The organism is Mesorhizobium sp. Arg314 (assembly GCF_053714275.1).
Genome location: NZ_JBSKBP010000055.1, coordinates 1 through 26,836 on the forward strand (window position 1 = coordinate 1; position 26,836 = coordinate 26,836).

Below are 26,836 nucleotides of genomic sequence, written 5' to 3' on the forward strand. Positions count from 1 at the left end.
CCATCGCGACGCCCGTGGTCAAAGAGAAGGGCAATTCTGCCCCAGTAGGCGCCAAAGTCACCTTGATCCAAATCAAGGTCTGCCCTGGTCGGTTGGGCAGCTTTCGACGCTTGCCGCTTACAAGATCACACTAGTCTAGGACGAGCGCCGCCAGCCCCTGCCTCTTGACCACAGACATGAGTTTCAGCGCCATCCCGCTCGGCCGCTTGGCGCCGGCACCGACTTCTGCACGGTCATTCCGACAAGTCGAACAGCGAAGGGCTGCGCCAAAGCCGCCAGCTCCGAAACCACGCGCAACGCCTACGCCAAGGACTGGCGCCATTTTACCAACTTGGTGCACCGCAAGGGAAGGGGTTGTGGATTTCCTAGCTGTCAATCTAGAGGGAGCGCCATCAACAATTTTTGTCGGTGCGCTTGACCACAATGGCACGCCCGACAACAAGGCTGAGCTGGACTCCTATTTGAATTACCCCGGCTCGAATCCGGAGCTGCAGAACCAGTTCCTGACTGTGGGTGTTCAAGATGACAACACCGGCCTACAGGGAACATCTTACGCGGCGCCTGTGGTTGCGGGCTATGCCGCCATCCTTGGCAGCAAATTCACAACAGCAACACCGATCCAGATCAAACATCAGTTACTGGACACGGCCAGGACCGACACGCTCGTCAACTATAATCCGGCGACTTACGGCCGCGGCGAGGCCAGCCTCTCAAGGGCGCTGGCGCCCGTTTCGATCAGATAAAAGAGTGGGTCGATCGCCGATCTGAAATTGCTGCGAGGCGGTGCGCGCCGCAAGAAATCGCCTCGTAGCATTCGCAGCCAGGGCTGGCTTCGACAGCATCGCGGTAGAAGCTGCATCCAAAGGTGTTGCAGGCACTCTGTGCTGCTGCCGCGCCATGTGGCTGTCAAACGTCGCCGTCGTCGACAATATCATAGAAGCCCCACCAAGCGCGATCCATATCGTCGTAACGGTGTCTGAGGTCAAATCGGCGCGGCCAGGTATCTGACTGGCCTCGTAGGCATCGGCTCGATCAACCTGCGGTTCGCCATTTCCTTTAGCTTTTCCCCAGGATGAAATATAGTACCTCCAGATTCGCACCGTCTGTCGGCTTTGTCGGGTCTGTGACATAGCTGTGTCTCGCCGGTTCTTTTTTCTTCGGCTAATTAGCTGAAAAGTATTCAGAAAGTTTATCATCCTCTCGATCAGCCAAATTGGCACGAGTTTTGTTCCTCGTTGAATGGCGGCTAAACTTCCGACCGGCATTGATGGCGCGGGCAGCCGCGATGCCTAAAACGAAGGAAGAAAACGAAATGTTCCATCTGCGTCAAATCGCATTCCATGGAAAGAGGGCCATCAGCAAGTCCACGACCTCCCAAAAGTACGCTCGCAGCCCAAGTCGACTTCGCCGAGAAGATCCTCATCGCCCGCTGAGGCCCAAAGCCTACGCCACTCGCCATGGCGATCCACCGGTGTTTTCTGTAAGGAGGCATGACAATGAACAAGGGGGATTTCGTTTCCGATGGCGCTCAAGTCTTGCCGGTGACGATATCATCAACGACCCTTCGCGCGCTCATTCTTTCAATGATCTGGCATTTCTAATGGGAGCACATGAGGGTGTTTCGGCCGCTATGGCCGAGCGGGCGGGCTTCAAGGCACTTTGGTCGTCCGGTCTTTCGATCGCCTCGCCGCTCGGCTACCGCGATGCCAATGAGCCAAGCTGGACCCAGGTCCTTCCGTACTTGTCGGCGGAGACAGTGGCTTTGGCAATTTCAACAATGCACGTCTAGTCGCCATGACCCCGGCACGCCCGTGGCCGACCACCGGGCGGTCAGTATGTCCATGGTCATCTGTTGCGCGCCGCGATCTCGGGGATACGTCAGGTGTGCGTCCGCATTATCCAGGAAGAGAGCGTCACCGGTATGGAAGACGAAATCGCAACGCTCGATGACCTGTTCGAGTTGATGAACTACGGCGCGCTCTCAGCCAGCGGCGGAAGATAAATGCCTTTCGCGGACAGCGAACGGCCAAAGATAGTCGCGGCAAGCGGCTCTATCGAAAAAAAGATGGATGGAGACGCGTATGTTGGCGCAACGGACAACCTTGTTCAAATCGTCAGGAACCGCGGCTGCCCGCGCAGCAGCGAAGGCGGCCGCCGATGCCGGGATGGAGATTGTTGATCTCACAGCTGGCGAGATCTGGAGCGATCTGGCACCGACTATCCGGGACGGAGCGCTGGAGGCCATTCGACAAGGCCTGAACCGCTACACCGACACCATCGGCGCAATGGAGTTGCGCGAAGCGCTGGCGCGGAAGGTATCGGTCGAGACCGGGCAGCTCTGGCGGGCCGAAGAGATTGCTGTGACGAGTGGCGCCAAGCAGGCTCTCTTCAACGCGGCCATGACGCTGATCAATCCCGGCGACCAGGTCATCATTCCCTCGCCCTACTGGACGACATTCCCCGCGCAGGTCAAGATCGCCGGCGGCACGCCGGTCTATATCGACACGCGAGAACACGGCTATGTCCCACGGATCGAAGATATCCAACGGGTCATCACGCCGCTGACCCGGGCCATCGTCGTCAACACGCCCGGCAACCCCACCGGTGCCGTCTATGACGCAGAGACCCTTATGGGCATCGGTCGGTTGGCGGTGGAGCGGGACCTCTGGATCATCTTCGATGAATGCTACGAGCCCTTCACCTATGATGGTCATCGGCATCATCCGGTCGTGTCTCTGGCGCCGGAGGTTCGGGGCCGGACGGTGATCGTCAATTCCTTTTCCAAGAGCCTGGCCCTCACCGGCTGGCGCATCGGCTATCTCGCGGCGCCGAAGGAACTGATCTTGGCTGTCAGGGCGCTGCAGTCGCACACGACATCGAATCCGAATATCATAGCCCAGCACGCTGTCCTGCACCACCTCCTTGAGGGAGACGGCACCTTTGAAGCCCGGCTCAGGGCGCAGCTGACGGCGGCGCGGCAAGCGGGGCTTGCTGCCCTCTCCCAACTGCAGCGCGTACCGATACTTGAGGCACAGGGTGGGTTTTATTTCTACCTCGATCTATCCGGCCTTTTGCGACCGACACCTGACAACGGTCCTGCCAGAACGGCCGACCACATCGTGTCCGCGCTCCTAGCGCAGGCCGGCGTGGCCGGCGTGTCGGGCACTGCATTCGGCGATCCCATAGGGCTCCGGTTCTCATATGGAATTCCGCCGGAGCTACTCGAGGCGGGCCTCGAACGAGCGGTCCGCGTCCTTAACGCCTGGAACTGAAGGCGTCGTCGCAGCACACACTAGAGAGGTTTAGACACATGACTGCAACCGCTCCGAGAAAGGCGGTCATTCTTGCCGCCGGGTTGGGGTCGCGGCTGCGTCCGCTTACCGATTTGCGGCCGAAGCCGCTGGTTGAAGTCAATGCCATGCCCATCCTGCACAATACATTGCAGAACCTCGAGGCAGTCGGCGTGCGGGAGGTAACGATCGTAGTCGGCTATCGAAAAGGCGCGATCCAGTATTCCTGCGGCCGGCGCTTCGGGGAACTCGATATCGATTATGTCGAGTCCGATGTCTTCGATCGGACGGGGAGCGCGTACTCGCTGTGGCTGGCGCGCGATGCGCTTTTGGCCGGGGACACCTATCTGATCGAAGGCGACGTGTTCTTCGAACCGGAGGCGCTTCGCTACCTGACACTGGGCGATGCGGAGAATGTCGCGGCCGTCGCGCCGTTCAGCCCGGCAATGGAAGGTTCCGCCGTCGTCCTGAGGGACAACGGCTACATCGCCGAAGTGCGGATGAAGCAGACAGCAGCGAACCTTACAGATGGTTCGCCGCCTCTCTTCAAAATGATGAACCTGATCCGCTTTTCTGGGGGAGATCTGCGCGAGACGATCGTTCCGTATCTCAACGCAGTCATCGGCACCGGCGCCATCAAATCCTATACCGAAGAACTCCTGTCGAACCTCGTGCGGCAGAAAGGACTGCAGATCGCGGCTGCCAGGTGCGACGGCCTCAAATGGTACGAGATCGACAACGAGGCAGACCTGCGTTCCGCCGAAGCCATGTTCATGAAGGACATCGTCTGCTGAAGACGAAGAATGGGAGACTGGAAGATGCTACGGTACCTCGCCGATCTCGCCAATGCCATCACTACGGTTGGACTACTGTGCTCCTCGATTGCTCTCTATTTCGCGTTGGCGGGGCACATCGAGCTGGCGGTCGGCGCCGCCCTGTGGGCCGTTCTCGCCGACCACCTGGATGGAGTGGTCGCGAGGAGGACCCGAAACCGTCCGCCCGAAATGGCAAAAATGGGTAAGAGCCTTGACGGGTTCGGCGACATCATCTTCGGCGCCGTCCTTCCCGCGATTATTCTCATTCAACTGAATGGTGCGTCGATCGTCTCTTTTTTCGTCTCCACGGCGTTGCTGCTGGCCGGTGCCATTCGCCTGAGCTATTTCGCGAACTTCGGAAAGTCAGAGGACGGGCGGTTTTTCGGCGTGCCGCTGTCATACGACATTCCTTTGATGGCCGCCTTGGTCCTCATCCAGCCGTTCATGTCCTCGGGAGCGTTCCTGCCGGCCGTGAACATCGTCTTCGCTCTGTTGAGCATCGCTCATGTGGCAATGATTCGCGTGCCATCGCCGAACAGGGCCATGTATCTGGCGATCACGCTCTTCACCGTGACCGCGTCGGCCATCCTCGTTCATCGGGAGGCTATCGACGCCCGCATCGACCCTCTATTTTGACACTGCGCTACGCTCGTGCCTTTCAAGTCGCTTCAGCGACGCCTTTAGTGCGAAGCTTTTCAGAGCCAACGCCTGATTGCCAGCGTGAGGTCCGCGAAAGGATTCATAATTCAAGACAAAACGAGAATTATGCATCCTGTTTAGAGCTCTCAACTAACCAACGTCCGAAGCGAAGCGGCTCGTCGTTATCCGGTACCGATGTTCGTGCGCAGCCAGTCGACCGGGATCTTTCTTCAACGTCAACGAAGCGTCCTTGCGGCCACAGTCGCGACACGGGCGAACCTCGCTTCTTTCGTGAGCGCGGATTCTCGTATTGAAAAGCTTGTGCTGTGAGGCCGTGCCAACCTCCTCTTAGAGACGTACTGCGGCCAAGCTGGTCATTCAACCAGTGGTGCGACGTTTGTTCGGTTTTATACGACGACACATCGAGGAGTTTTGCCAACGTCAAAAAAGCGGTCGGCAACAGCGTTGCGCACCTCCTCATCATGGAAGATACCAACAATGCCTGTGCCCCGCGCCTTGGCCTCGCGGATTAGTTCAACAACGGTCTGTCGATTGGCGGAGTCGAGCGAGGCAGTTGGTTCATCGAGAAGGAGGATCGGATAGTCGACGATGAAGCCCCTTGCAATATTGACGCGCTGCTGCTCGCCGCCGGAGAAGGTGGCCGGTGCCAGCGACCAAAGGCGTTCGGGGATGCGCAGCCGAGTAAGCAGGTTTTTGGCGGATGCTTCGGCTTGGTGGGCCGGCATGCCATTGGCGATTGCCGATACGGCGACGACCTCGAGGGCAGCGACGCGCGGAATGACACGAAGGAACTGACTGACATAGCCGATAGTGCTGCGGCGGATCTCAACGACCTCCCATGGCTCCGCCGCCATAAGATCGATAGTTTCGCCAAGGTGCTCCACCAGGATCTGTCCGGCCTCCGGCTTGTAGTTGGCATAAAGCGAGCGCAGCAGCGTCGATTTGCCGGCACCGGACGGTCCGTGCAGACAGAGGCATTCGCCAGACTTGACCGTCAGTTCGATATTGTCGAAGACCGGCAGGACGATACCTCCCTGCGTGTGGAGGGTGAAGGTCTTGGTAAGGCCTTTGACATGCAAAGGAATTGTCATGAGGATGTCCTTGCAGTCTCAAACCTGCAAAATGGAGGAGACGAGCAGCTGTGTGTAGGGGTGATGAGGATCGTCCAGCACTTGGTCTGTGAGGCCCTCCTCGATGACACGGCCACGCTTCATAACCATCAGCCGATCGGCAAGCAGGCGCACGACCGCCAGATCATGGGTGACGATGATCGCGGCTATGCCGAGTTCGCGCACAAGGCCGCGCAGAAGGTCGAGGAGGCGAGCCTGAACCGAGACATCGAGACCGCCGGTTGGCTCGTCCATGAAGACGAGCCGCGGACGGGTGACGAGATTGCGGGCGATCTGCAAGCGCTGTTGCATGCCGCCGGAGAAAGTGCGCGGCTTGTCGTCGGTACGGGACAAGTCGATCTCTACCTTTTTGAGCCAATCTTGTGCTTCGGCACGAATGTTGCTGTAGTGGCGGGCGCCGAGCGCCATCGGCCGCTCACCGATGTTGCCGCCGGCTGAAACATCCAGCCGCAGGCCGTCGCGCGGGTTCTGGTGGACGATGCCCCAATCTGTGCGGGCAAGCCGTCTGCGTTCGGGTTCGGAGAGTGCCAGAATGTCGACCGGCCCGCGATCCTTCACATCATAGGTGATCGTGCCGGTATCGGGCGGCAATCTTCCGGACAGGCAGGCAAGCAGCGTGGATTTGCCGGAGCCGCTCTCACCCACGATACCGAGCACTTCCCCCGGCCGGATTGCGAAGGAAATGTCGCGGCAACCAATCTGAATCCCATAGGACTTGGACAGCCCCGCGACTTCGAGCAGCGGCGGTTGGCGAGCCGGCTTACGAAGCGCGTTCACTGTCATGCTCCTCGTCCTGAACCTTGCCGATCGCTGACTTTGCGGTGGCCGCCTCGGCCTGGCGGCTGCAGCAAAAGTCGGTGTCCGAGCAGACGAACATGCGAGAGCCGTGGTCGTCGGTTATCACCTCGTCGAGATAACTCATCGTCGAACCACAGAGCGCGCACGAGCCTTTCCAAGTCTGCACATCGAAGGGATGGTCGTCGAAGTCGAGGCTTCTGACGGATGTGTAGGGCGGCACGGCATAGATGCGTTTTTCCCGGCCGGCGCCGAACAGCTGGATGGCCGGATTGTCTTCCATCTTCGGATTGTCGAACTTCGGGATCGGCGATGGCGACATCAGGTGCCTGCCATTGACCATGGCGGGATAGTCGTAAGTCTTGGCGATGCGGCCAAAACGGGCGACATCCTCGTAGAGCGTCACCTGCATGGCGCCATATTCGGTATAGGCGTGCATTTTGCGGGTCTCGGTCTCGCGCGGCTCGATCTTCTTCAACGGTTCGGGCTGCGGCACTTGATAGACAAGCAGTTGGCCTTCCTTCAGCGGCGTTTCCGGCACGCGGTGGCGGGTCTGAATGATCGTTGCCTCCCCAGTGCATTCTGTTACGGCGACATCGGTGACGGTCTGAAAGAAACGACGAATGGAGACGGCATTGGTGGTGTCATCGGCGCCTTGGTCGATCACCTTCAGGACGTCGCCGGGACCGATGACGCTCGCGGTCACCTGGATGCCGCCGGTGCCCCAGCCATAGGCAAGCGGCATTTCGCGGCCGCCGAACGGTACCTGGTAACCGGGGATGGAGAGTGCCTTCAATAGCGAGCGACGGATCATCCGCTTCGTCTGTTCGTCCAGATAGCCGAAATTATATCCGTCCCCCTTATGCACCTGTGATTTCGCGCTCATTCCGCGGCCTCCGTCGACTGTTTCGAGCCGGTGGCCTTGCGACGACGTTCCTCGTGCTCGGCTCGCATTTGCCTCACCAGTTGCAGTTCCGCCTGGAAGTCGACGTAATGGGGCAGTTTAAAATGCGTCACGAAGCCGTTCGCTTCGACGTTGTCGGTGTGGGAGAGCACGAATTCCGTGTCCTGGGCAGGATACCGCACATTCTCGCCGAGTTCTGAAGCGCGCATTGCCCGGTCCACCAGTGCCATCGCCATGGCCTTTCGTTCATTGTGGCCAAAAGTCAGCCCGTATCCGCGTGTGAACTGCGGTGGCTTATCGGCAGCGCCGCGAAACTGGTTGATCACCTGGCATTCGGTCGCGGTGACCTCGGCGATGGCGATCGGGAAACCGAGCTCTTCCGGGACGATCTCAACCTCCGCCTCCCCGAGCCGCAATTCGCCGACGAAGGGATGGGCGCCGCCGTAACCGCGGGCCGTCGAGTAGGCAAGCCCGAGCACGAACCCCTCGTCACCGCGCACGAGGTTCTGCAAACGCTGGTCGCGGCCGGCCGGAAAACACATCGGCTCGCGGGTAAGGTCGAAGACCTCGCCGTCGTTCTCGTCGATCTCCTCCTCAATCAGGCCTTCATTGTTGAGAAGATCGATGACGCGAGGTACAGCCTCATCCAGTGCTTCGGGAGCAAGTTCCGCCTTCGGTCGTTCGAGACCTTCCGCAGCAAGCGCGAAATCGAGCAGGCGATGGGTGTAGTCATACGTCGGGCCGAGGACCTGGCCGCCTGGAATGTCCTTAAAGGTCGCCGAGATGCGCCGGCGGATGGTCATCTTAGCCGTCTCAATCGGTTCCGACACGGCAATCCGCGGCAACGTGGTCCGATAGGCGCGGAGCAGAAAGATCGCTTCTATGGCATCGCCCTGTGCTTGCTTGAGCGCAAGTGCTGCGAGTTCCCGGTCGTAGATTGATCCTTCCGTCATCACCCGGTCGACGGCGAGTGCGAACTGCTCGCTGATCTGGGCGAGAGTCAGTTCGGCAAGATCCAGATTGCCCCGGCGCGTTTCGGCGATCAGTTTATGGCTGTTAAGGATCGCCTGTTCCCCACCCTTAACGGCTACGTAAGCCATTTAAGCCTCCACTTTGCCATCTATGCTTACTTTGATCGTGCGCGGCATGCCCATCAGGGTATTCCGGCAGGTGAAGATCACGTCGATGCCGCGCGGATAAGGCTCGCTGTTGAGCTCCCAATCAGACCAGAACCACGATGGTAGCCCATCGATGGCGACGGCCGCGCTTTCCTTGATGCCCGGACCGGACCACGTTGTAGCCGGCCCGTCCGTGAACGACTTGACCTGAAGGATCAGCGTGGTGGAGCGGTCGGGATATTCGACGTCGCCAGGACGGAACTCGGACAGGTGCGGCAGGTTGAGCGCGTCGGTGACGACGGCGAAATGGGCCAGGCTGGTCTCGTCGATCAACGGCAGTCCACAGTGGAAGCGCAGCCAATTCGGCACTTCACCGGAGGCTATCTGTCGGTCAAGCCAGACGCGCGTCTCGAAATCCATCAGCGTCAGACAGAGTGCCGCTGTCGCGGGAGAAAGCGGCGGCGGCGGCGCCAAGGTGCGGTCAAGCGGAATGGCCCGCCCGGGATAGGCGGTTGCCAGAAGCGCCATCCGGAAGACGGCCTGCGCGTCGAAGACCAGATCGGCAAACCCCGGCGTCATCGAAGCGCCACCCGAGGCCACGGGGGTAATGGATTGCAGTGTCATGCCGGGTTCTCCCCTCGAACCATGGTGAAGAATTCCACTTTCGTGGACGCTGTCTTGCGACGCTTCTCCATCCGGCGTGTCCGTTCACTCTGCCGCAGCGGTTCGATCACGTTCTCCATGATCTGTTCGTGCCGATCGGGTTGCTGCAGCAATGCATCGACAATCGCCGCAAGTTGGGCCTGGCGCTTGTCGCGGCCTTGGACATAGCCGTGGCCAACCGTACCATCTGCAAGCCGGACCGAAGCGCGCGCCACTGTCATCTCGCCGAGATTGAAGACCTGCCCGGTCCCGCCGGCCCGGCCGCGCACCATCACCAGACCCACATGGGGCTGACGAAGCCATTCGAACGTTATGCCGGTGACGGCATCGGCCGCTAGAGCCTCCAGTTCGCCCGCATGGCTACGGGAAAGAATGCCGAGCCAATCGGCGCGCTGCGCGGCATCCCCGTGGTGCACACCGGTGTCAGATTTCGATGTTATCATTGTCGTTCCATCGGCGCCCCAGGCGCTTCCTCAAAGGCATTGTCGCCCAGCGACCCAGACGTTCCGAATAACCGGCACGCCCTTGACCAGGCTTACGCGTACGAGATCGGCTCGCAGCCCCGGGGCAATGTGGCCACGATCGGCAAAGCCGAGGAGATCGGCCGGGTTCTTCGTCACCATCGCGACAGCCTCGGGAAGGTCGAAACCCTTGGCAGCCATAGCAAAAGCCGCATGTAACAGGCTGCTGGGCACGTAGTCGGAGGTGAGCGCGTCGAGCAATCCCAAGTCGGCAAGCGCCATCGCGCTGACATTGCCGGAATGCGAACCGCCGAGGATGATATTCGGCGAGCCCATCAGGATCCTCATCCCCAGTTCACGCGCGCGCTTTGCCGCTTCGGCGGTCGTCGGGAACTCGCTGATCGTGATGCCGTCGGCATGCGATGCCTCGACATCGGCCACGGTGGTGTCGTCATGGCTGGCAACACGGATATGGCGCTCCCGGCACAGGCTTCCTATCGTCGCGCGACCCGGCGGGACATGGCGCCGCTGATGGTCCCGGCGCTCGGCGATGTAGAGTTTGAACTCGTCCTCGGACCAGACTTTGGCATTCTTCTTGCGCCGGAATTCGCGATAGAGCGTCAGGTTGTGCCACTGACGCTGGCCGGGCGTATGGTCCATCATACTGACAAGTCTGAGACTGGGATTGTCGATGTGTCGATTAACGATGGACAGAAGAGCTGGATCGGAGAGCTCGCAGCGGAAATGGAAATAGTGATCGGCCTTCAGAAGGCCCGCGGCGCGTGCCTGGTTCAAACCGGAAATCGCCTCATGGAGCATGGCGGTGCGCGCGCCGCCGCTGTCATAGTCACCGAGCGCCAGTGCATCCAGCACTGTCGTAATGCCGCTACCCAGCATCTGGCTGTCATGGGCCAGTATGGCAGCGAGCGGCGATGGCCACTGTACGCCCGGGCGGGGCTGCATATGATGCTCGGCATTGTCCGTGTGCAGGTCGATCAGACCCGGCAGGAGGAAATCGCCCTGGCAATCGCGGACGTCGGCTTTGCCAGCTGGCGAAACTCCGATCGACGAGACAATGCCGTCATTGATTTGGAGGCTTTCCTCGATTATGCGATCGTTCTGAACGATCCTGGCGTTGACAAGTTGCAAGCTCATTGGTTGTCAGTTTCTATCTGCTGAGCCTGCTGTGTCGGATTTGGTTGATGGTCTTCGGGAGTTAGAACGGTGACGTCGGCTTCTTCGAAGGCGGCAGCGATGTCTTCCAATGGAAGATTGTCGGTGGCGACAAAGTCAACCTGGCTAAGAGGAAGCGCCACATATGCATCTCGGCGGCCGAACTTGGCGCTGTCCATGACGAAGGCTGTCTGATGGGACCGGCTGGCCAGCCTCGTCACGAGGACATTGTGGTACTTCGTTGGCCCAAGAATGCCGTGAACGGGGCTTACTGCGCTGGCCCCCATAACGGTGAGGTCGAATAGCCGGTCCTCAAGGCCCTTCAGAACCTCATGGCCACCGACCGCGTGCGTTCGGGGATTGACAATTCCACCAAGCAGGGTGACCGCGCATCGGCCCGAGGCGGCAGTGATCGTGGCGATATCGATCATGTTGGTTGTTATGGTCAGTCGCTTGTCGCTTCGCGCCAGTTCCTCCGCAACCAGCAGCATGGTTGAACTTGCTCCAAGAAAGACATTCATGTCGTTTTCGAAGAGAACCATGGCGGCCTTGGCGGCAAGAAGCTTGCATTCGCGATCGACTTCCAACCGCTCGACCACCGGGCGCCGGGCGGTCAGGTCGAACGTGCGCTTCGGCGCCGCGCCGCCGTGGACACGCCGCAAATGACCGGCTTCTTCCAGTGCACGGATGTCGCGGCGGATTGTTTCAGCCGACACGGCGAACCGCGTGGCGAACTCTCCGACCGACACAACCTCGCCCTGGTTAATCAGGTCGAGGATGCTCTGCTGGCGGGCAGCGCCGAGATGAGCTCCGCCTTTTGCCGGTGATGTCTGATTGCTGCGGACGCCCATGGCTGGACTTCTCCGTATCTGATGTCGACCCGCGCTTCATAACCCTTCTTATGTGACATCACGATGACTAATGGGAGATTTTGACCGCTAATGTGAGATCGTCCGGTAGTGAAGGGTACGGATGCGAGCAAAACAACTCGGAGCCGGTTGGCGGACCTTGGATCGAAACTGATCGTAATCGCCGCGTCTTAAAATTCGGCGGCTTGGACATCGTCCCGTCTATGAATTCGTTGATTGATTGACCTGATGTGGGTGCGGATCACCGCTCGCCAACTTCATCTCGCGCGCAACTAAGGTGTGGCCGGACAAGTCTTCGAGGGCGATCTGCTTCGGAAAATTTACCTTTCGCCTTCGCCCGTTCTCCCATGTATGATTTAGCTGAACGAAGCAGTGAAATCACATATCCCGAAGGCGACACCCGCAACCTCACACATGAGACGGTTCGCCAAATCACGCTCGAAGTCTTTGTAAAGCGCCAAGAATGCAAGCCTAATAGCCTGGCTCGGCGCCTTCGAAGACAAACTGGATCCGATCAGCGGCATAGCAGGTCACATGGCACCACACCGGCCTGCCGTTTTCGTCCACTTCGACGGCTTTTTTCTCGACGACCGGTCTTGAGATGGATTGATCGAGCAGTTTGGCTTCCTCTTCCGTCGGCATCCGCGCGATGACTTTGGCTGTGCCGGGCCACAAGGAAGCGAATCCAAATTTCTCCATGGCGGATTCGACATCCGCCTCCGGGCCCATCGCTTCCACGAAGCCCGAGAACCTGGGCAATTCCAAGAAGTTGGTGCTGAATGCCACCGGTCGACCATTGCTTTCCCCCACAAGCCAAACGGCCAGGACGGTTGTTTTGGGAGGGAACTCCAGACACGAACATATCCACGCGTCGGCCGGTCTATTCTCGGCGTGGACCAGCCTTCGGCTTGGCAGTTGGTTGTTGGCCCGTACATTCTGAGGAAATGTCACCCGCGAGGCCATGCGATATTCGAGCAAATCGCTTTCGATAAATGCTCCGCGGCCATGCTCTATCCTGATGAGGCCTTTATTCTGAAGGATTGCGAGCGCCTTGCGAGAGGTCATGCGGCTGACACCAAACCGTTCAGCTACTTTCGTGTCCGCAGGCAACCGTCCCTCCCCATCGAACTCGCCTTCGAGAATCTCGCGATGCAAGGTCTCCACGATCGTCTTCCAACGAGGTTGTCCTGACGTCCCGGACGGGTGTGAGCTCATAAACACTAACCTTACGTCATGCTTCTGTCACGGAAACTCGTATATACGAGTCGTCAATCGCTCCGCCAACTGAGCAGATCACCTTGGCTGGACGCACGCATGCAAAGTCTCCTCAAACATTGGATTCGGCAATGCTCGATAATCCCATTTCCCGACGCATGTTCAACATCTCGCTCGGCGCCTCCGTTATTGCGGCGATGAGCCGCCCAGGACTGGCGCAAACAAACCCCACCCCTCTCAAGGGCGGTCGTCTAAAAATCATGTTGCAGGAGACTGCATCGTCTTCACTGCTCGATCCCACCAAAGTCGCCTCTTGGAGCGTTTACTTTGCCTACGCGACGGTCGGAGAAAGACTGGTGGGCGTCGACAGTAGCCTCAACCCCATCCCGATGCTTGCTGAGAACTGGGAACCGGTCAACAACAAGGTCGATGGCTGGGTGTTCAAACTACGTCGCGGTGTCGAGTTTCACAACGGCAAGAGCCTGACGGCGAAGGATGTCATCTTCAGTCTGAACCGTCTTCGCGATCCGGCTTCGCAATCGCCGCTGCGCGTTCTTCTTGAACACATCACGGATATTGTCGAGGACGACCCTTACACGCTGCGGTTCACGCTGTCGCGCCCCGATGCAGACTTTCCGCTGTTGCTGGCGCAGGATCGGTTCTACATTTTCCCAGAAGGCTTCGATACTTTTGACAAGCCAGTGGGCACCGGTCCTTTTGTGGCAGATGGGTTGAACCCCGCCAGTGTGAATGTTTATCGCCGCTATCAAAACTACTGGCAGAACGGCAAACCTTACCTGGACGAGGTGGCGTTCCAGGGAAACCAGGACGCTGTTGCGCGCGTATCAGCCCTTCTCGCCGGCGATGTGGACGCTGTGCAGGCGATCAATTTCACAATCGCAAAGCGCATTACGGAGACACCGGGCTTCCAGGTCGTCTCCTCCCCGAGCGGCGTGCACAATGTCGTTGCCATGCGGACTGACACGGCGCCATTTGACCGGCCTGAAGTTCGCGAAGCGATGAAATATCTGTTCGACCGACAGCAATTGCGCGATCGCCTCTGCGCCGGTCACGCGCAGATCGGCAATGACCACCCGATTCCGCCCTTCACCTCTTTCTACCATACCGAGTTGCCGGTCCGGGCTTATGATCCGGATCGCGCAAAATCGATCCTGCAGAAAGCGGGCCTGAGCTTCCCAAGCCAGGTACTTCATGCCTCCGACGCAGTGACGCCCGGCGTTGCGGTCGATCTCGCACAAATCTACGCCGACGGCTCGCGCCAAGCGGGCATTTCGCTCGAGCCGAAACGCGATCCGGTCACCGGCTATTGGGACAATGTGTGGCTGAAGCAGCCGCTCATGGTGAGCGGCTGGGGCACGCGCTTCACGCCCGACCTTATGCTGCGCGTCGCCTACCGCTCGGGCGCGAAATGGAACGAAACCCACTGGAGCCGGCCCAACGTAGACGCAATGATGGACGAGGCTGTGGCAACCTCCGATATCGACCGGCGCCGCGATCTGTACTGGGCGATCCAGGAGGCGATCCATAACGACGGCGGTGCCGGCATCCCGCTCTTCTTTGACCAACTCGATGCCGTCTCCAACAAAGTCAAAGGTGCGGCGCCGTCGCCACTTGGCTCGCTGACCGGATCAGCCATGGCTGACCTGTGGCTTGATCAGAGTGCCTGATTGCGCAATGTCCGATCATTCCCTCACATACGAACAACATGAGCGGCGGTCGCCGTTGGCAAACCTCCATTCGCTTGCTCTTGAGCTGTCGATAAGGTTGGCCATTCTCTTGGCTGCTGCCGCTTTAATTTTCTTCGGAACGGCACTCATTCCGGGGGACTTCGTAACGGAGTTGCTCGGCCAGGATTACACGCCCGAACTCGGCGCCCATCTACGCCACAGCCTTGGGCTCGATCGCCCCTTGCTGGAGCGCTTCGTCATCTGGCTGCTGCACTTCGTCCAAGGAGAATTTGGCCAGTCATTTACCAGCCGCCTACCGGTCTGGCATGTCGTTGAGCCCCGGCTTGCCAACACGCTGATGCTCGCGGGTGCCGCCCTTTGCTGGTTCCCGCTCTCCTTGGCCGCCGGCGTGGTTTCGTTCCTCGCGCCAGCGCAAGTCCGACGCTTCTTGCAACTCTTGATGCAAATCGTGCTCTGCGCACCGGAGTTTCTCATCGCCTATATTTTCATCTACGTCTTCGCGGTTCAGCTTCATCTGCTGCCGGCCGTCTCTCGCTTGGCGCCGGATCAGTCGCTGGCCGCCCATATCCGCGTGCTCATTCTGCCGAGCGCGTGTCTGGGGATTGGCATGATTGCCTATGTCGGCCGCATGCTGTTGTCGCTGCTGATGATGGAGGAAAAGAAAGACTATTTCGAATTTGCGCGTCTGCGCGGGTTCAGCCGCCGCTGGATTGCACTGCGCTATGCAGTTCCGGCGATCCTCCCTTCGATCATCAATCTTCTGCTCATCTACTGCGCCTACCTGCTCACCGGGGTGCTGGTGATTGAAGTGGTCTTCGGTATTTCCGGCATTGGAGAGTTGGCGGTGTCCTCGGTTGTTTGGCGGGACATCCCGGTCCTGCAGTTCTGCGCAGTGTTCATCACTGCCATCTATGTCGGCATTTATTCCCTGTCGGACCTGATTGCCGGGCGGATCAGCAAAAGAGGCGCCCTATGACAACCGTCAACTCCGAACGACAGCAGTCGGGAGATGCGGGGACGAATGTCTTCCAAGTCAAAGACCTCTCGGCCGTCATTTCCAACTCGGCGACCGGTGCACGGCGCATCGAGAAACTATCTTTGGCGCTGAAACCCGGCACGCTGTCGACAATGATCGGACCGTCCGGGGTCGGCAAAACCAGCCTTTGCCTCGCCCTCATGGGATGGATGAGACCCAATGTTCAGATCCTGAGCGGAGAGGTCCTATTGGGGACACGTCCCTTGTTGCAAATGCAACAGCGGCAGAAGCAGGCCCTTTGGGGGCGCGACATACTCTATGTTCCGCAGTCCTCCGCAACGGCCCTCGTCGCCTCGCGTAATGTCGTCAGTCAGATCTCCGAGTTTGGTGGGGACACTGCGCAAAAGCGCGCCGAGCGCCGCGCGCTTCTCGAGGCGGCATTTCAACGATTGGAAATTCCCGGATTTCATGGGGATCGCTATTCGCACCAGTATAGCGGCGGGCAATTGCAGCGTATTTTGATCTCGACAGTGTTCTGTGCGAAGCCGCGACTGATAATCCTCGACGAGCCGACCACAGCCCTGCACCCCGATCTCAAGGCAGCCGTCATGCGGGCCATCAAGGCTCGCGTTGAGGAAATCGGTGCTGCAGCGCTTGTTATCTCGCACGAACTGCCATTTTTCGCTGAGTCTTCAGATCAGGCCATTGACCTGAGCGGCCACGTCTCCAACGGGCCGCCCAAAACGGTCACTCCAGCGGCGCGTCCCGCCGTGGCGCTCCTCCCGCTGAAGAAATCGGAACCTCTCCCAACTGAGCGACCGCGATTGTCAGTCGACGGCCTCTGCGTCAAAGCGCCGAGCGGCCGGTCACTTCTTCGGAATGTGGCTTTTCAGGTACGGCCCGGAGCCTGCCTCGGGATTGTTGGTCCCTCTGGTGCCGGTAAGACGACGGTCCTGCGCAGTATGCTTGGGCAGCATGGCGACGCCAAAGGAACCATTGAACTCGATGGTGAACGGATGCCGTTGCATTACTCCCGTCGAACGGTCGAGCAAAAGCGTCGGCTGGAATATGTGCCACAATCGGTCAAGCTGCATCTGAACCCCGCTCTCAGCGCCGATTATCTCATTCGCAGAAGGCTTCGTCAGGCCGGGCGCGATCATTCCATCGACGCCGTCGTGGAGGTGCTCGAACAAGTCCTCTTGCTCGCCGACTACCGTCACAAAGGGAGCGCGGAGCTGTCGGGCGGAGAATGTCAACGGCTGGGCATAGCACTGGCGCTGGCCAGCAATCCGGCACTTCTTCTGCTCGATGAGGTTACCGCGTCACTCGATCCGGCAAATGCGCAGGTTGTCGCAGAGGTTCTTGACAGCCAAAGGGCGAGCAGAAACGTCGCCATGCTGCTCGTTTCGCATCAGCCAGAGATCGTCGCGCGCCTCACAAGCGATGTTCTCGAGCTGCGTGACGGCCAGGTCGTACACCCCGTCCGAACCAACCAAGAGTGCTTCGGATCTCGCCAGGATAGGCCCTGGGATAGATTTCACAGTGAGAGTGAATCCCGCCAATGCGTGCTGTGATATTCATCGGCTTCATCCTATTCTTCATGATCGCGCCGATCTTCATCGGTTCATCGGCGGATGCATATTCCAGCGGCGGACTGTTCGAAAGTCCTTCGCCAGCCCATCTCTTGGGAACCGACTATCTCGGGCGTGACTTGCTGTTCGAGGTCCTTCGAGCAGGCAGCGTGACGATGTTCATCTGCGCAGCAGCGACACTGCTGTCGTTGGCGAGCGGCCTGACCTGCGCGGTCCTGTCCAGTGCCCTGCCGGCGGTTCCCGGAACGGTCCTCGCCCGTGGTATGGACGCGCTCAATTCCATCCCCAGTCTCATCATTGCATTCGTGCTCATCGCTGCGTTCGGGTCGACCACATCGAGCCTCATCCTCATCATCACCGTAGTCGAGTTCACGCGAGCCTATCGCTCGCTGAAGGCCCCGGTGATCCAAGTCTTCGCCGAGCCATTCGTCGAGCTCTCTCGCATAAGAGGCGAAGGCTTCGCCTATCTCGTCACGCGAGACATCTGGCCAAATATCCGACTCTACACGGCCGTCGAACTTGTCAACCGTTTCGTTGCCTGCCTGATGTTTCTAAGCGCGCTGAGTCTCCTCGGTATTGGAGTCCAGCCCCCGACCACCGACTGGGGAACGCTGATCAAGTTGAACGCGACAGGCCTTTTGCTCAATTCGACTGCACCGCTCATTCCCGGGGCCTTCATTCTTACCGCCTCACTGCTCGCGCTCATCGCAGCCTCCGATGCGTCCCGCCAACTGGACTTCTCGAGATCATGACAAAACTATTCCTGCATTCCTACGGCCTTCGTTACCAGTACCGTCACAAGCCGGGCTTCGACGTGTTCTCGCTTGTCGACCTTGCCGCAGACCTAGGATTCGACGGTCTGAACGTCTCATGCTTTGAGCCTTATATCGAAATATCTGGAATCGAGCCTGCGCATCTTCGGAAGCTTCGTGCTTATCTCGAGAAGCGCGGGATGCTGATCGATATCGAAACCGCGGGTACCGAGCCCGCGCATATCAAGCGATGGCTCGGCATAGCCCAAGAACTTGGCGCGGGTTTCTTGCGCACCTACACGAAGGGAACTTCTGACAGGCGACTTCGCGTCGAAGAAGCCAAGACGAATCTCGCCCAAGCCGCCCCTGCGGCCGAGCGCGCCCGCATACCACTGCTCCTTGAAAACCACGAGGATATCGCGGCGAGCGACGTCGCAGAGATCCTGGAGCAGGTCGACAGTCCATGGGTACAAGGCCTGTTCGACTACGTCAATTCGATGCTTTTTTATGAGGATCCCCTTACATCCTTGGAGCTAATGCGCCCTTGGATACGCTCAGCGCACCTGAAGGACTGCGTAATTCTGGCCCCTGGTGAAGGTGGCCTGCTCGGCGTGCCGATCGGCGCAGGGAACGCTCCCGTGGCCAAGATCACATCAGAACTCATGCAATTAGGTGTCGACCGAATCTGCTTTGAAAATACCTGGTCCTATCAGGCTGCCATGCGAGACTGTCGCGGTAGCGCCAAGTTGGGAGAAGGCTTCTTCCAGCATCCTGTCAGGCCGCTCCGGGAGCCTGCTGAATATACTCGCATTGACGATCTTCTCGCCAAGGACCCGGCGATGGTTGTCGAATTTGAGTGTTGGGCTCTCCGACAGTCGCTGCAATGGGTTAATACTGAGCTTCCGGGATTCGCTCGCATCAATATCCCCGAACTGAAAATCCATGAGGGCGTATAGGGATTGAATAGCGAATTAGTAAGTCATAGACAGCGCCTCCCAGATCGACTTTGAGGCCAAGCAGGATGAGAACGTGGGGCGCGTCACCCCTTGCCGCCATCGGTTAGGTCGAGGTCGAAGGCGATTGGGCGGCCATCGAAATCGGTCTTCAGGTGGACCTGGTCGAGAAGCCGCCGCGCAAGCGGCCGAGCGCCCACCCTTCCGCCCCCTCGTTTCCGGACACTACTTTACCAAAACGCACCGCCAGCCAGGTGATATTGTGAACCGAGTAGCGCAAAGCCCTTCAAGAACAGCCGGCGCTTGGATCGCACAGTGCCCGCTTAACCCGTAAGACCTCCAGGTCCGCCTCTGCCACATTCGTAGATATTGCTGCCCCCAGAAATAGTCGCCAATCCATGAATCAGACCGACTTCTTTCGAGGGCCGCCCAAACATACACTCGCGTCTATTCGCCAACTGTTCAGCATGGTCTACACCCGGCCATCAAAAGTAAACCTTATTCGGTCCGCTGCGTAACAGGCAACGTGGTACCGAAATGGCCCGTTGTCATCATCTAAGTCGGCGCTTTCTTTCTGCACTATCGGTCGTGCAATCGATTGGTCTAAAAGAGTAGCCTCATCAGAGGTTGGCATCCGCGCTGATACTGTAATCGTGGTCGGTATAAGCGTTTTAATACCATAGGCGAGAAGGGCACGCTCAACGTCAGCCTGCTCTCCCATAGCTTCAATGAACTCGCCGTATCGTTGAGCATCTAGGAAGCTTCGGCTAATTGCGAGAGGACGGTCGTCCGCAAATCCGAGCAAATCAATGACCAACACCCCGGTCCCCTCGCGAATTCGCAAGCGATCAGCAATCTGCGGAGATGCGTTCTCGACTTTGTGACATAGCAGCTGCCGCCGCAGTTGGCCGTCAATCTCTAGAATGTTCTGCGAGAGAACCATTCTCTGCAGAATGCGATATTGAATGACGTCTTGCTCAACAAACGCTCCCTTTCCGTGCACAATTCGGATTAACCCCTTACTCTGCAAACTGGCCAGCGCCTTGCGAGCAGTTAACCGGCTAACGCCGAAGCGCTTAGCCACTTCGGTGTCCGCTGGGAGAACTCCGCCGAATGCGCCTGAGAGGATTTCCTTCGAGAGAATTCCTTCGATTACTCGCCAAATTGCTTGCTTATTATCCACGCTTTCCTGAGCCTGCCTTGATGGCCGCCTTGAGCCCTTAGCCTTTCACGTCGCCTTCACCACGTAGTCGTGAGCTGAACAGTCCAACTAGTCGTTTCATGCGGCAATCGGAGCTCTCCAGCGCCGCCAATCTGCCCCGCGATCCAGGAAAGCAGTTCCTCCCACCTTTCTGCGCCGATCTGACTTGGGATGTCGTGCGTCCCACGCCACGACAAAAGAAAGCGCTCCGGAGTTTTCAATACGACGTGCTGACGATGAATCTGCAAGCACTCCCTGAACGTGTCGGGAAGATGAACGACATCTTTGAGGCGCGCCATCAGATCACGTATGCCGGGCATGACACGTTTAAGTCCGGGGAACGTAGCAGAAATATGATTTTCTATCATGGTACGTGTTTCGCAGTTTTGATGATCAGGAAGGCAATAGATGATCGACATGAAGCCATTCGGCCGCAGTATTCGGCGCATTTCACGTAAAGTGGCCTGCGGATCCATCCAATGGAACGCATTACTAATAATCGCCCAATCCACTGCCTGATCCGGCAGTGACGTGTCCTCTCCCGTTCCGAGCCGCCATTCAAACGCGTCACAAGCGGTCATTACCCGCTTCCCTTCAGTAACCATTTCGCCATCTGGCTCGACCGCAAACCCTCGCAAGTGGCGAGATGCTAGGCCGATGGTTAGCTTCCCAGTTCCAGCGCCGATGTCGGCAACAGTGAAATCGGCTTTCGATGCACCTACATGGGCCGTCAGGAGATCCAAGACGATTTTGTTGTACTCGGCCCGCGCAGCATAGTACGGGGCTGCGGTTGAGAAGTCTCCATAGTCGTATTTTACCTTCATGACCAGATCGATTCTTGTGTGCCATTCAAGATTAGCAGGTTCGCTCTATAGTTGAAAATACGATGGACGACCGGATTCCAGAACTTTGTCGCAACGACTTCTCGAAGCTGCATCCATAGGCTGTTGTGAGATGACTAGGCGGGCAATCTAGAGCTTGCGACTATGCCACACCAATGTCTGGAACCGGACGCTCTGCGCGTTGTGCCGGGCGTATGTCGCACGGATCCTGTCAAGAAGAGCTTCCCAAGCGGCTTTTCCGATTTGGCTCGGGATATCGTGCGATGTTCTCCAGTAGTTTTCATAAAGTTCCGCGGTCATCGGAATCTTTTCGGACGAGCGCAACTGGATAGCCGGTTCCAAGCCTTGGCATTCCGCAAGGGCTGCTTCCAGCGATGGCATTAAGGTCATGATGGGTGCGCGGGCGCGCGTCAACCCAGGAGCAGTTTCTCGGACGATATTCTCTATTTCGATGTGAATGGGGTCGTGTTCGAGGTCTGTTAACAAGTATAGGATTGTCACGTATCCGCCTGGACGAAGAATACGAAGCGCTTCTGATATTGCGCTGCGGAAATCTATCCAATGAAAGGAGGAGCCGTATAATACCCAGTCGACGCTTTCGGGGGGAAGGCTCGTACTTTCGCCCGTTTCCTTGAGCCACTCGAGTGAGCCGGAACGCTCATCACTTCGTTGACCCGCTTTGATCATCTCTGCATCTGGCTCGACGGCGAAGCCTGAGAAACCGTTTTCCACTAGGGTCCAAGCTACCGTCCCTGTCCCGGCGCCAACATCAACAAATAGTGCATCGGGACGGTCACGTCGGACATCGCTTATAAGATGAGACATCACCTTTGGGGAGTAGCATGGGCGCAAGAGATATCTCTGAGCAACAGCTGAGAAGTCGCCAAATCCCTTTGGAATCCTCATAGGGGGCCTTCCTTCATTGTCTCTGTGCCGCTCATCCGAACGGCTTTCCAAACTGCCGTTCCGTATTGTCTTTTAAATGAAAGACCCGAAGAGATATCGCCCCCTGCGTGAGTCGGAGTCGCCGCGCCCATCTGAACGGTACCTGCTAACTCAGCTCCACTGACACGTCCAGTAAAGTGGTAGTAAAGATCCATAGGTTCTGCAGCGAACCTCGACCACAATTCGATACATTCACCGTCGATAGTGCCAAAACACGCACCATTGTGGCGCTCGCCGTAATGAAAGCCTCGAACCTCGTTCTCTAACGTTTCTATTTCGAGCCGATGGATGCCGCTACTGGAAGAAAACGTTATGTCCAACAGCCACTCACCCGAGATGTCTTGAACAGGCGCTCCTAAGTTATCTTTCGTGGTTCGCGTCGAATTCGTGATGACTTCGACCAGCGCCTTCGCAACGGTCTCTGACTCTCCGACAGCGAGGTTCGTAGGATCTATAAAGAAGGATTGCGCCCGAAGGGAATAGTCGTTCAGAATGATGGGAGGCCGACCCGACCGCAACCGCTCCGCGATTTCGAATGCTGTGACTGGGATCAGGTCTCTATTCAATCTAATCTGAAGGCGCGGATTGTGAAATATCTCGTCGGTCGGAGCAATCTTGGCCTCGATGCCTGGCACCTCTCTAACCGCTTTCTCGATGACCGTCAGGTGCTGAAGCCATTCGCCAGCCCACTGCTGACGCCGGTTCGATTTGACCCAGTCATATACCGCGACATATGCGCCGACGATTTCGTCCTTTCCTACCTTCAGTGAGCGCCCCAAGGATTGGAATGGGGGGCCATTTCGGTACGCCGCACGACAGAGATCTTCACATCCGAGCACTAGCCCTGTGGACTGGGGACCACGAAAGTATTTTCCGATTGAGTAGACAGAAATACTGGCACCATTGCCTATAAGCTGGTCTGGGAATTGCGGCGCGCTGCCCCCTGCATCTACAATTATCGGTATTATAAGCCGCCTTCCTATCTCGCATATTCTTGCGTAATCGATGGATGAGGCGCTAATCGCTGACCTGACGAGAAAGATGGCCGCGACGTTACGTCTTGTTGCGATTTGCTCGATCTCTTCACTAGAAGTAGCTATACTGATATCTGCCCCTGCGGCCCTGATGGCGACCTCATAGGCGATTCTGTTGTCGTGCGGAACGATGACCGTTCTGCCGGTGTTGTTCGGCAGCATGATCATCTTCTCAGGATCAGTTCCAGCGATGGCGCCCGCGACTGCTAGTGTAACGCCGGCAGCGCTTCCGGCGGAGATAAATCCCCATTCCGCGCCGGTGAGATTTGCCAATTCTTGCCCAACGCACTCGTTTAGTTCTTCAATGTCGACGAAGGCCTCAGCGGCTGCGCGCATAGCGTTTAGCACGCGTTCCGAGGGATTGCAGCCTCCATAACTCGTCCGCACGCCGGCACAGTTTATTAGCGGTTCTACGCCTAGCGATCGATAGATCCAACCGGGGCTCTGGCGGCCCATCGGATTTGCTGGAGGAAGGCAGACGGTGACCGCCGAGCGAGTACTCATCCCTCTGGCTACCTACACAACTGCGCGCCGTAAAAATGGTGCCTTAGGAACATGGCAGCGCCCTGACACGAAGCGTTTTGACACTCAATTTGCGACAAGGCCGTTCCGGCCCGTACAACTGGCGGCCTGAACCTGATATGCAGGCCTTCTGCCGACTCGGCGGAGCCGTATAGGCCAGTCTTAAAGCGGCAACAGCATCGGCGATGAAGGTGGTCATTAGAATGGTTCTCCTCACGCATCTCCCGAGAACCAGGCACGTACTGTGCCAGATAAGATAGTCTCTTTAGAACAACAAGATAACGCCAAGCCTGCCTGTCGCTTATCCGACATCGTCGATGAACATCGGACAAGGGAACGCGGTGGAATTCCGCTTTTACCGTTTCGGTAATTCGCGGACAGTTGTGGAGGGTTGGTTTTTGGGAGCGCCGCTGAGGCTAAGGCAAGGTTTAGCGAAACACGCTGCGGTAGGCCGTAGGCCACTTGTAACTTACACAATGGCGACGATTTAGCTTCGTTTCCGAACGCGCATGAGTTCTTCAATAGCCTGCTAGACCACGACTAAATCTAGAACTTAGTATGCAAGTTAGCCAATCGCGCCAGCCCTGCGGGTCAACTAGAGATATCGGGAGATGGCTAACAACGTAGGCGTACGTGATCCCCCTTCCTTGGCAATATGACAACGTATAAAATGCGCACGCGACGCGCAAAATTAATGAACGCGTCAGAATCAGCACTTACTGCGAGACATACCTAAATTCTTATGGCGAATGGAACTGCACTGTAAGACCTGGGGGGGGGTATCTTTCTTCGCGAAATAATGCTGACGCAAGCGCGCAATTTGTGCATCTAGATTCACATATTGCAACAACCCCGAAACAATATTACTGCCAATGGGATTTCCGCCGCCGTCGCATTTAAGCCGTGCAAGCCTGTGATGATATCCGGCTCTGCAAGCACCCAGCCTACCCTTAGCGCCGGCCGGCAACTTTGGAGATGCTATGGACATTGATCACGATACCGCTCTCCGCTTGGGAATCTCCTGCGGAATTGAGGTGGCGGCGCCGTCTGGTTACGGCGCCGCCTGGTTATGACGTGTCAGAAACGGTAGGTTATACCAGTCCCGATCAGCCATGGATTGAGCTTAGCTTCGCTCGTGACGTTCGTTCCGCCGACCACTGCGTCAATTTTCGGCTTGAGAAACAGCTTCTTCACGTCGAAATTGATGCCCCAATGCTGATCCAGCCTGTAGTCGAATCCGACCTGCAGAGCGCCGCCGGACGTGTTTTTGACGTCGGGAGCGTCGGCGCTGCCGGTATTGTGGTTGTAAAGGAAAGTGTAGTTTAGGCCCGCTCCGACATAGGGCTTGAAAGCGCCGAAATCGGTGAAGTGGTATTGTAGCGTGAGGGTAGGCGCCAGCAGCCAAGTGTTGCCTATGTTGACCAGCCCAGCGATCGGTCTCTCGCCGTCATGGACGTAGGCAGCGCCGAGTGCGAGTTCAGCGGCGAAAGCCTCCGAGAAGTAGTAGGTAACGTCCAATTCCGGCATCACCACCCTAGGCGAATAGGAAAGGCCGGAGCCGCGAATTCCATCGACGTTATTCTTATCGTACGTGACTCCCCCCAGTGCACGCAGACGAACTTGCCAAGGGCTAGGTTCGACCACAGGGACCGTGTCCTGAGTCACGTCCACGACAGCCGCTGCCGCCGCCTGCTGCAGTCCGATCGCGAGAAGCGCAATGCCGAGTATGATTCCGTGTCCCGGCCTTTTCCAGTCTCTCATTATACACTCCTTAGAACCCGAAATTTGGGTGCGTCGCAGCAATGTCAGCTGCGATGAGACTGTCAACTGATCCAGATCAATTCCGGGATGATCTTAATTGAGGTGACTCGCTTCTTAATAAAAGTTACATGTTTCTTTATAAAAATGTAATAAGATCACCGATCTCGGCAACAATGGAACCATAGCACCGGCAGCCCTTTTCCGTGGCAGCCGTCGCAACGGCGGTAGCGACTTGGATCTGTCACATCGCCATCTAATCTGCGGCAGGGGCTGAGCGGGGCCGAGCGCAACTCCTCCCGTGCGAGCGTGTCGAGACGCGGTCAGGGCTGGCCGGGGCGATGGCGGCACGGCCTGCTGCGAGATTTCCAGGCCACGGCTTGACGGCGTCGAACACGGCGCCAGTCTCGAGCGGGATCGAGGCGGGGGTCGTGCCGGCGCATTCCTTGTGCTACATTCTCCCGCCACGGACGACCACGTGGCAAAGAGCGGTACGAGAGGATGAGAGTGTCGCCACGCAGTCGCTACAGTCGTTCCTCCTTTGTGGCGTCCGTGCGCCGCTTCGGCCGGCGTGGCCGCCAATGCCGAACCATCAGCTCGTAGGCACGCTCGACATTCTCAGCCGCGGCTTTCTCGCTGTTTCGTAACTCCATCACGTTATAGGCGTAAGCCGAACCGCGACGACCGACACCGCGCTCGCCCGGGGCGCCAGCCTTGAGAGCGAGCTGCCTCTGCTTTGCCGCCCACAGCGCCGGGCGAACCCAGATACCAGATTAATACCGCGAGCTTGCGCGCGACCGCCACGGCTGCGACCTGATGGCCACGCTTGTTGCGGATGCGTCGGAAGAAGCCCCTGAGCGGTCCAGGCACCTTCGCCGCCGCCCAGGCCGCCTCGACCACCATGGCGCGGGCACGGGAGCGCCCGTGCCTGCTGATCCGGCCGTACTGCGCCAGGCCAAGACCGGATTGGGGCACACGCGGATTGAGGCCGAAGTAGCTCAACCAGCTTTTGTGGTTCGCTGAACTCGGATGTCGCCAATCGCCGCGATGATAACCGCGAGTGCGCACGCGCCAATTCCGAAAGGCGGGTAAGCTCAGACGATCGAGGGAGAAAGTCGAAATCAACTCCGAGATGCCGACGGGCGCGAACTCCCCTCCCCTTTACCAGGAATATCGCGATGCGGCTCTTCGTGGCCAGAACCTGCTCGACAATGAAACTGAACGAGGCATCCGTACCTGGACATCGGCAACCGAAATCGCCCGGCTGTTGCTGGTGGGACGCATTCCAATACTTATACACCGCGAGCACGATCTCTGGCGATTTCGAGTGCTCGGCGCAATCATCCCCGATCTCCACCATGTCATTGGCAAGCAACAGGAGAATCGTAAGCGTCGAGCTGAGGCCGTTCGGGGGATAGCGATCGTTTGCCCCACGGCGAGTAAATGACGTGGATATCGA

At 58.1% G+C, this 26,836-nt stretch carries 26 protein-coding genes; 11 read left to right on the plus strand and 15 right to left on the minus strand.

The genetic code is table 11. The features are described 5' to 3' along the window. The first annotated feature begins 356 nt into the window (after positions 1-356). The 5 genes from ACWGS9_RS30700 (at position 357) to ACWGS9_RS30720 (ending at position 4,741) form a co-directional block, all read left to right on the plus strand. The gene (locus ACWGS9_RS30700; protein ID WP_454508764.1) at positions 357-743 is read left to right on the plus strand and encodes a S8/S53 family peptidase; all 387 of its coding nucleotides are present in this window, start codon (positions 357-359) and stop codon (positions 741-743) included. Positions 744-1,267: 524 nt separating this feature from the next. Continuing rightward, positions 1,268-1,789, plus strand: coding sequence for an isocitrate lyase/phosphoenolpyruvate mutase family protein (locus ACWGS9_RS30705; protein WP_454508765.1), 522 nt, complete (start codon positions 1,268-1,270; stop codon positions 1,787-1,789). A gap of 292 nt (positions 1,790-2,081) precedes the next feature. After that, positions 2,082-3,272: an aminotransferase class I/II-fold pyridoxal phosphate-dependent enzyme gene (locus ACWGS9_RS30710; RefSeq protein WP_454508766.1), complete on the plus strand. Its 1,191-nt coding sequence runs from the start codon at positions 2,082-2,084 to the stop codon at positions 3,270-3,272. Positions 3,273-3,310: 38 nt separating this feature from the next. Further along, complete coding sequence (locus ACWGS9_RS30715; RefSeq protein WP_454508767.1) at positions 3,311-4,084, plus strand: phosphocholine cytidylyltransferase family protein; 774 nt, start codon at positions 3,311-3,313, stop codon at positions 4,082-4,084. A gap of 24 nt (positions 4,085-4,108) precedes the next feature. Next, a complete protein-coding gene (locus ACWGS9_RS30720) occupies positions 4,109-4,741 on the plus strand; it encodes a CDP-alcohol phosphatidyltransferase family protein (RefSeq protein ID WP_454508768.1) in 633 nt (210 codons plus the stop codon). 410 nt (positions 4,742-5,151) lie between these two features. On the opposite strand, the gene phnL is transcribed toward ACWGS9_RS30720, so the two are convergent. The 9 genes from phnL to ACWGS9_RS30765 form a co-directional block, all read right to left on the minus strand. After that, on the minus strand, positions 5,152-5,856 hold the full coding sequence (phnL, locus tag ACWGS9_RS30725) for a phosphonate C-P lyase system protein PhnL (protein ID WP_454508769.1): 705 nt from the start codon (positions 5,854-5,856) through the stop codon (positions 5,152-5,154). A gap of 18 nt (positions 5,857-5,874) precedes the next feature. Next, positions 5,875-6,672, minus strand: coding sequence for a phosphonate C-P lyase system protein PhnK (gene phnK / locus ACWGS9_RS30730; RefSeq protein ID WP_454508770.1), 798 nt, complete (start codon positions 6,670-6,672; stop codon positions 5,875-5,877). Beyond that, the gene (locus ACWGS9_RS30735) at positions 6,656-7,576 is read right to left on the minus strand and encodes an alpha-D-ribose 1-methylphosphonate 5-phosphate C-P-lyase PhnJ (protein ID WP_454508771.1); all 921 of its coding nucleotides are present in this window, start codon (positions 7,574-7,576) and stop codon (positions 6,656-6,658) included. Before ACWGS9_RS30735 ends, phnK begins: the two co-directional genes overlap by 17 nt. Continuing rightward, positions 7,573-8,694: a carbon-phosphorus lyase complex subunit gene (locus ACWGS9_RS30740; RefSeq protein WP_454508772.1), complete on the minus strand. Its 1,122-nt coding sequence runs from the start codon at positions 8,692-8,694 to the stop codon at positions 7,573-7,575. The genes ACWGS9_RS30735 and ACWGS9_RS30740 overlap by 4 nt, the downstream gene beginning before the upstream one ends. Continuing rightward, a complete protein-coding gene (gene phnH / locus ACWGS9_RS30745) occupies positions 8,695-9,336 on the minus strand; it encodes a phosphonate C-P lyase system protein PhnH (protein WP_454508773.1) in 642 nt (213 codons plus the stop codon). After that, positions 9,333-9,818, minus strand: a complete 486-nt coding sequence (gene phnG / locus ACWGS9_RS30750) for a phosphonate C-P lyase system protein PhnG (protein ID WP_454508774.1) — start codon at positions 9,816-9,818, stop codon at positions 9,333-9,335. Before phnG ends, phnH begins: the two co-directional genes overlap by 4 nt. Before the next feature lie 30 nt (positions 9,819-9,848). Next, a complete protein-coding gene (locus ACWGS9_RS30755; protein WP_454508775.1) occupies positions 9,849-10,991 on the minus strand; it encodes an alpha-D-ribose 1-methylphosphonate 5-triphosphate diphosphatase in 1,143 nt (380 codons plus the stop codon). Further along, complete coding sequence (locus ACWGS9_RS30760) at positions 10,988-11,860, minus strand: DeoR/GlpR family DNA-binding transcription regulator (RefSeq protein ID WP_454508776.1); 873 nt, start codon at positions 11,858-11,860, stop codon at positions 10,988-10,990. Before ACWGS9_RS30760 ends, ACWGS9_RS30755 begins: the two co-directional genes overlap by 4 nt. A gap of 489 nt (positions 11,861-12,349) precedes the next feature. Continuing rightward, positions 12,350-13,042 carry a UTRA domain-containing protein gene (locus ACWGS9_RS30765; RefSeq protein WP_454508777.1) on the minus strand — a complete coding sequence of 231 codons (693 nt, stop codon included), beginning with the start codon at positions 13,040-13,042 and terminating at the stop codon, positions 12,350-12,352. A 182-nt stretch (positions 13,043-13,224) separates the two neighbouring features. Between ACWGS9_RS30765 and ACWGS9_RS30770 the strand changes: the two genes are divergently transcribed. From ACWGS9_RS30770 to ACWGS9_RS30790, 5 genes are read left to right on the plus strand one after another with little or no spacing between them, the layout of a single operon-like run. After that, a complete protein-coding gene (locus ACWGS9_RS30770; RefSeq protein WP_454508778.1) occupies positions 13,225-14,781 on the plus strand; it encodes an ABC transporter substrate-binding protein in 1,557 nt (518 codons plus the stop codon). Between the two features lie 7 nt (positions 14,782-14,788). Continuing rightward, entirely contained in the window at positions 14,789-15,778 is a 990-nt protein-coding gene (locus tag ACWGS9_RS30775) for an ABC transporter permease (RefSeq protein WP_454508779.1), read from the plus strand. Then, the gene (locus tag ACWGS9_RS30780; protein WP_454508780.1) at positions 15,775-17,352 is read left to right on the plus strand and encodes an ABC transporter ATP-binding protein; all 1,578 of its coding nucleotides are present in this window, start codon (positions 15,775-15,777) and stop codon (positions 17,350-17,352) included. Before ACWGS9_RS30775 ends, ACWGS9_RS30780 begins: the two co-directional genes overlap by 4 nt. Further along, positions 17,349-18,122 (plus strand): ABC transporter permease, encoded by a 774-nt coding sequence (locus tag ACWGS9_RS30785; RefSeq protein WP_454508781.1) that lies wholly within the window; start codon positions 17,349-17,351, stop codon positions 18,120-18,122. Before ACWGS9_RS30780 ends, ACWGS9_RS30785 begins: the two co-directional genes overlap by 4 nt. Continuing rightward, positions 18,119-19,078: a sugar phosphate isomerase/epimerase family protein gene (locus ACWGS9_RS30790; protein ID WP_454508782.1), complete on the plus strand. Its 960-nt coding sequence runs from the start codon at positions 18,119-18,121 to the stop codon at positions 19,076-19,078. Before ACWGS9_RS30785 ends, ACWGS9_RS30790 begins: the two co-directional genes overlap by 4 nt. Before the next feature lie 469 nt (positions 19,079-19,547). Here ACWGS9_RS30790 and ACWGS9_RS30795 read toward each other — a convergent pair whose 3' ends face one another. From ACWGS9_RS30795 to ACWGS9_RS30820, 6 genes are all read right to left on the minus strand, one after another. Further along, complete coding sequence (locus ACWGS9_RS30795; protein ID WP_454508783.1) at positions 19,548-20,258, minus strand: GntR family transcriptional regulator; 711 nt, start codon at positions 20,256-20,258, stop codon at positions 19,548-19,550. Positions 20,259-20,314: 56 nt separating this feature from the next. Then, on the minus strand, positions 20,315-21,100 hold the full coding sequence (locus ACWGS9_RS30800) for a class I SAM-dependent methyltransferase (protein WP_454508784.1): 786 nt from the start codon (positions 21,098-21,100) through the stop codon (positions 20,315-20,317). 147 nt (positions 21,101-21,247) lie between these two features. Further along, complete coding sequence (locus tag ACWGS9_RS30805) at positions 21,248-22,024, minus strand: class I SAM-dependent methyltransferase (RefSeq protein ID WP_454508785.1); 777 nt, start codon at positions 22,022-22,024, stop codon at positions 21,248-21,250. Next, on the minus strand, positions 22,021-23,433 hold the full coding sequence (locus ACWGS9_RS30810) for a hypothetical protein (protein ID WP_454508786.1): 1,413 nt from the start codon (positions 23,431-23,433) through the stop codon (positions 22,021-22,023). Before ACWGS9_RS30810 ends, ACWGS9_RS30805 begins: the two co-directional genes overlap by 4 nt. Positions 23,434-24,696: 1,263 nt before the next feature. Then, positions 24,697-25,380: an OmpW/AlkL family protein gene (locus ACWGS9_RS30815; RefSeq protein ID WP_454508787.1), complete on the minus strand. Its 684-nt coding sequence runs from the start codon at positions 25,378-25,380 to the stop codon at positions 24,697-24,699. A 654-nt stretch (positions 25,381-26,034) separates the two neighbouring features. Further along, a complete protein-coding gene (locus ACWGS9_RS30820) occupies positions 26,035-26,445 on the minus strand; it encodes a transposase (RefSeq protein ID WP_454508788.1) in 411 nt (136 codons plus the stop codon). On the opposite strand from ACWGS9_RS30820, the gene ACWGS9_RS30825 reads away from it, so the two are divergent. Next, positions 26,438-26,824 (plus strand): hypothetical protein, encoded by a 387-nt coding sequence (locus ACWGS9_RS30825; protein WP_454508789.1) that lies wholly within the window; start codon positions 26,438-26,440, stop codon positions 26,822-26,824. The two genes, ACWGS9_RS30820 and ACWGS9_RS30825, sit on opposite strands and share 8 nt — an antisense overlap. Positions 26,825-26,836: the final 12 nt, after the last annotated feature.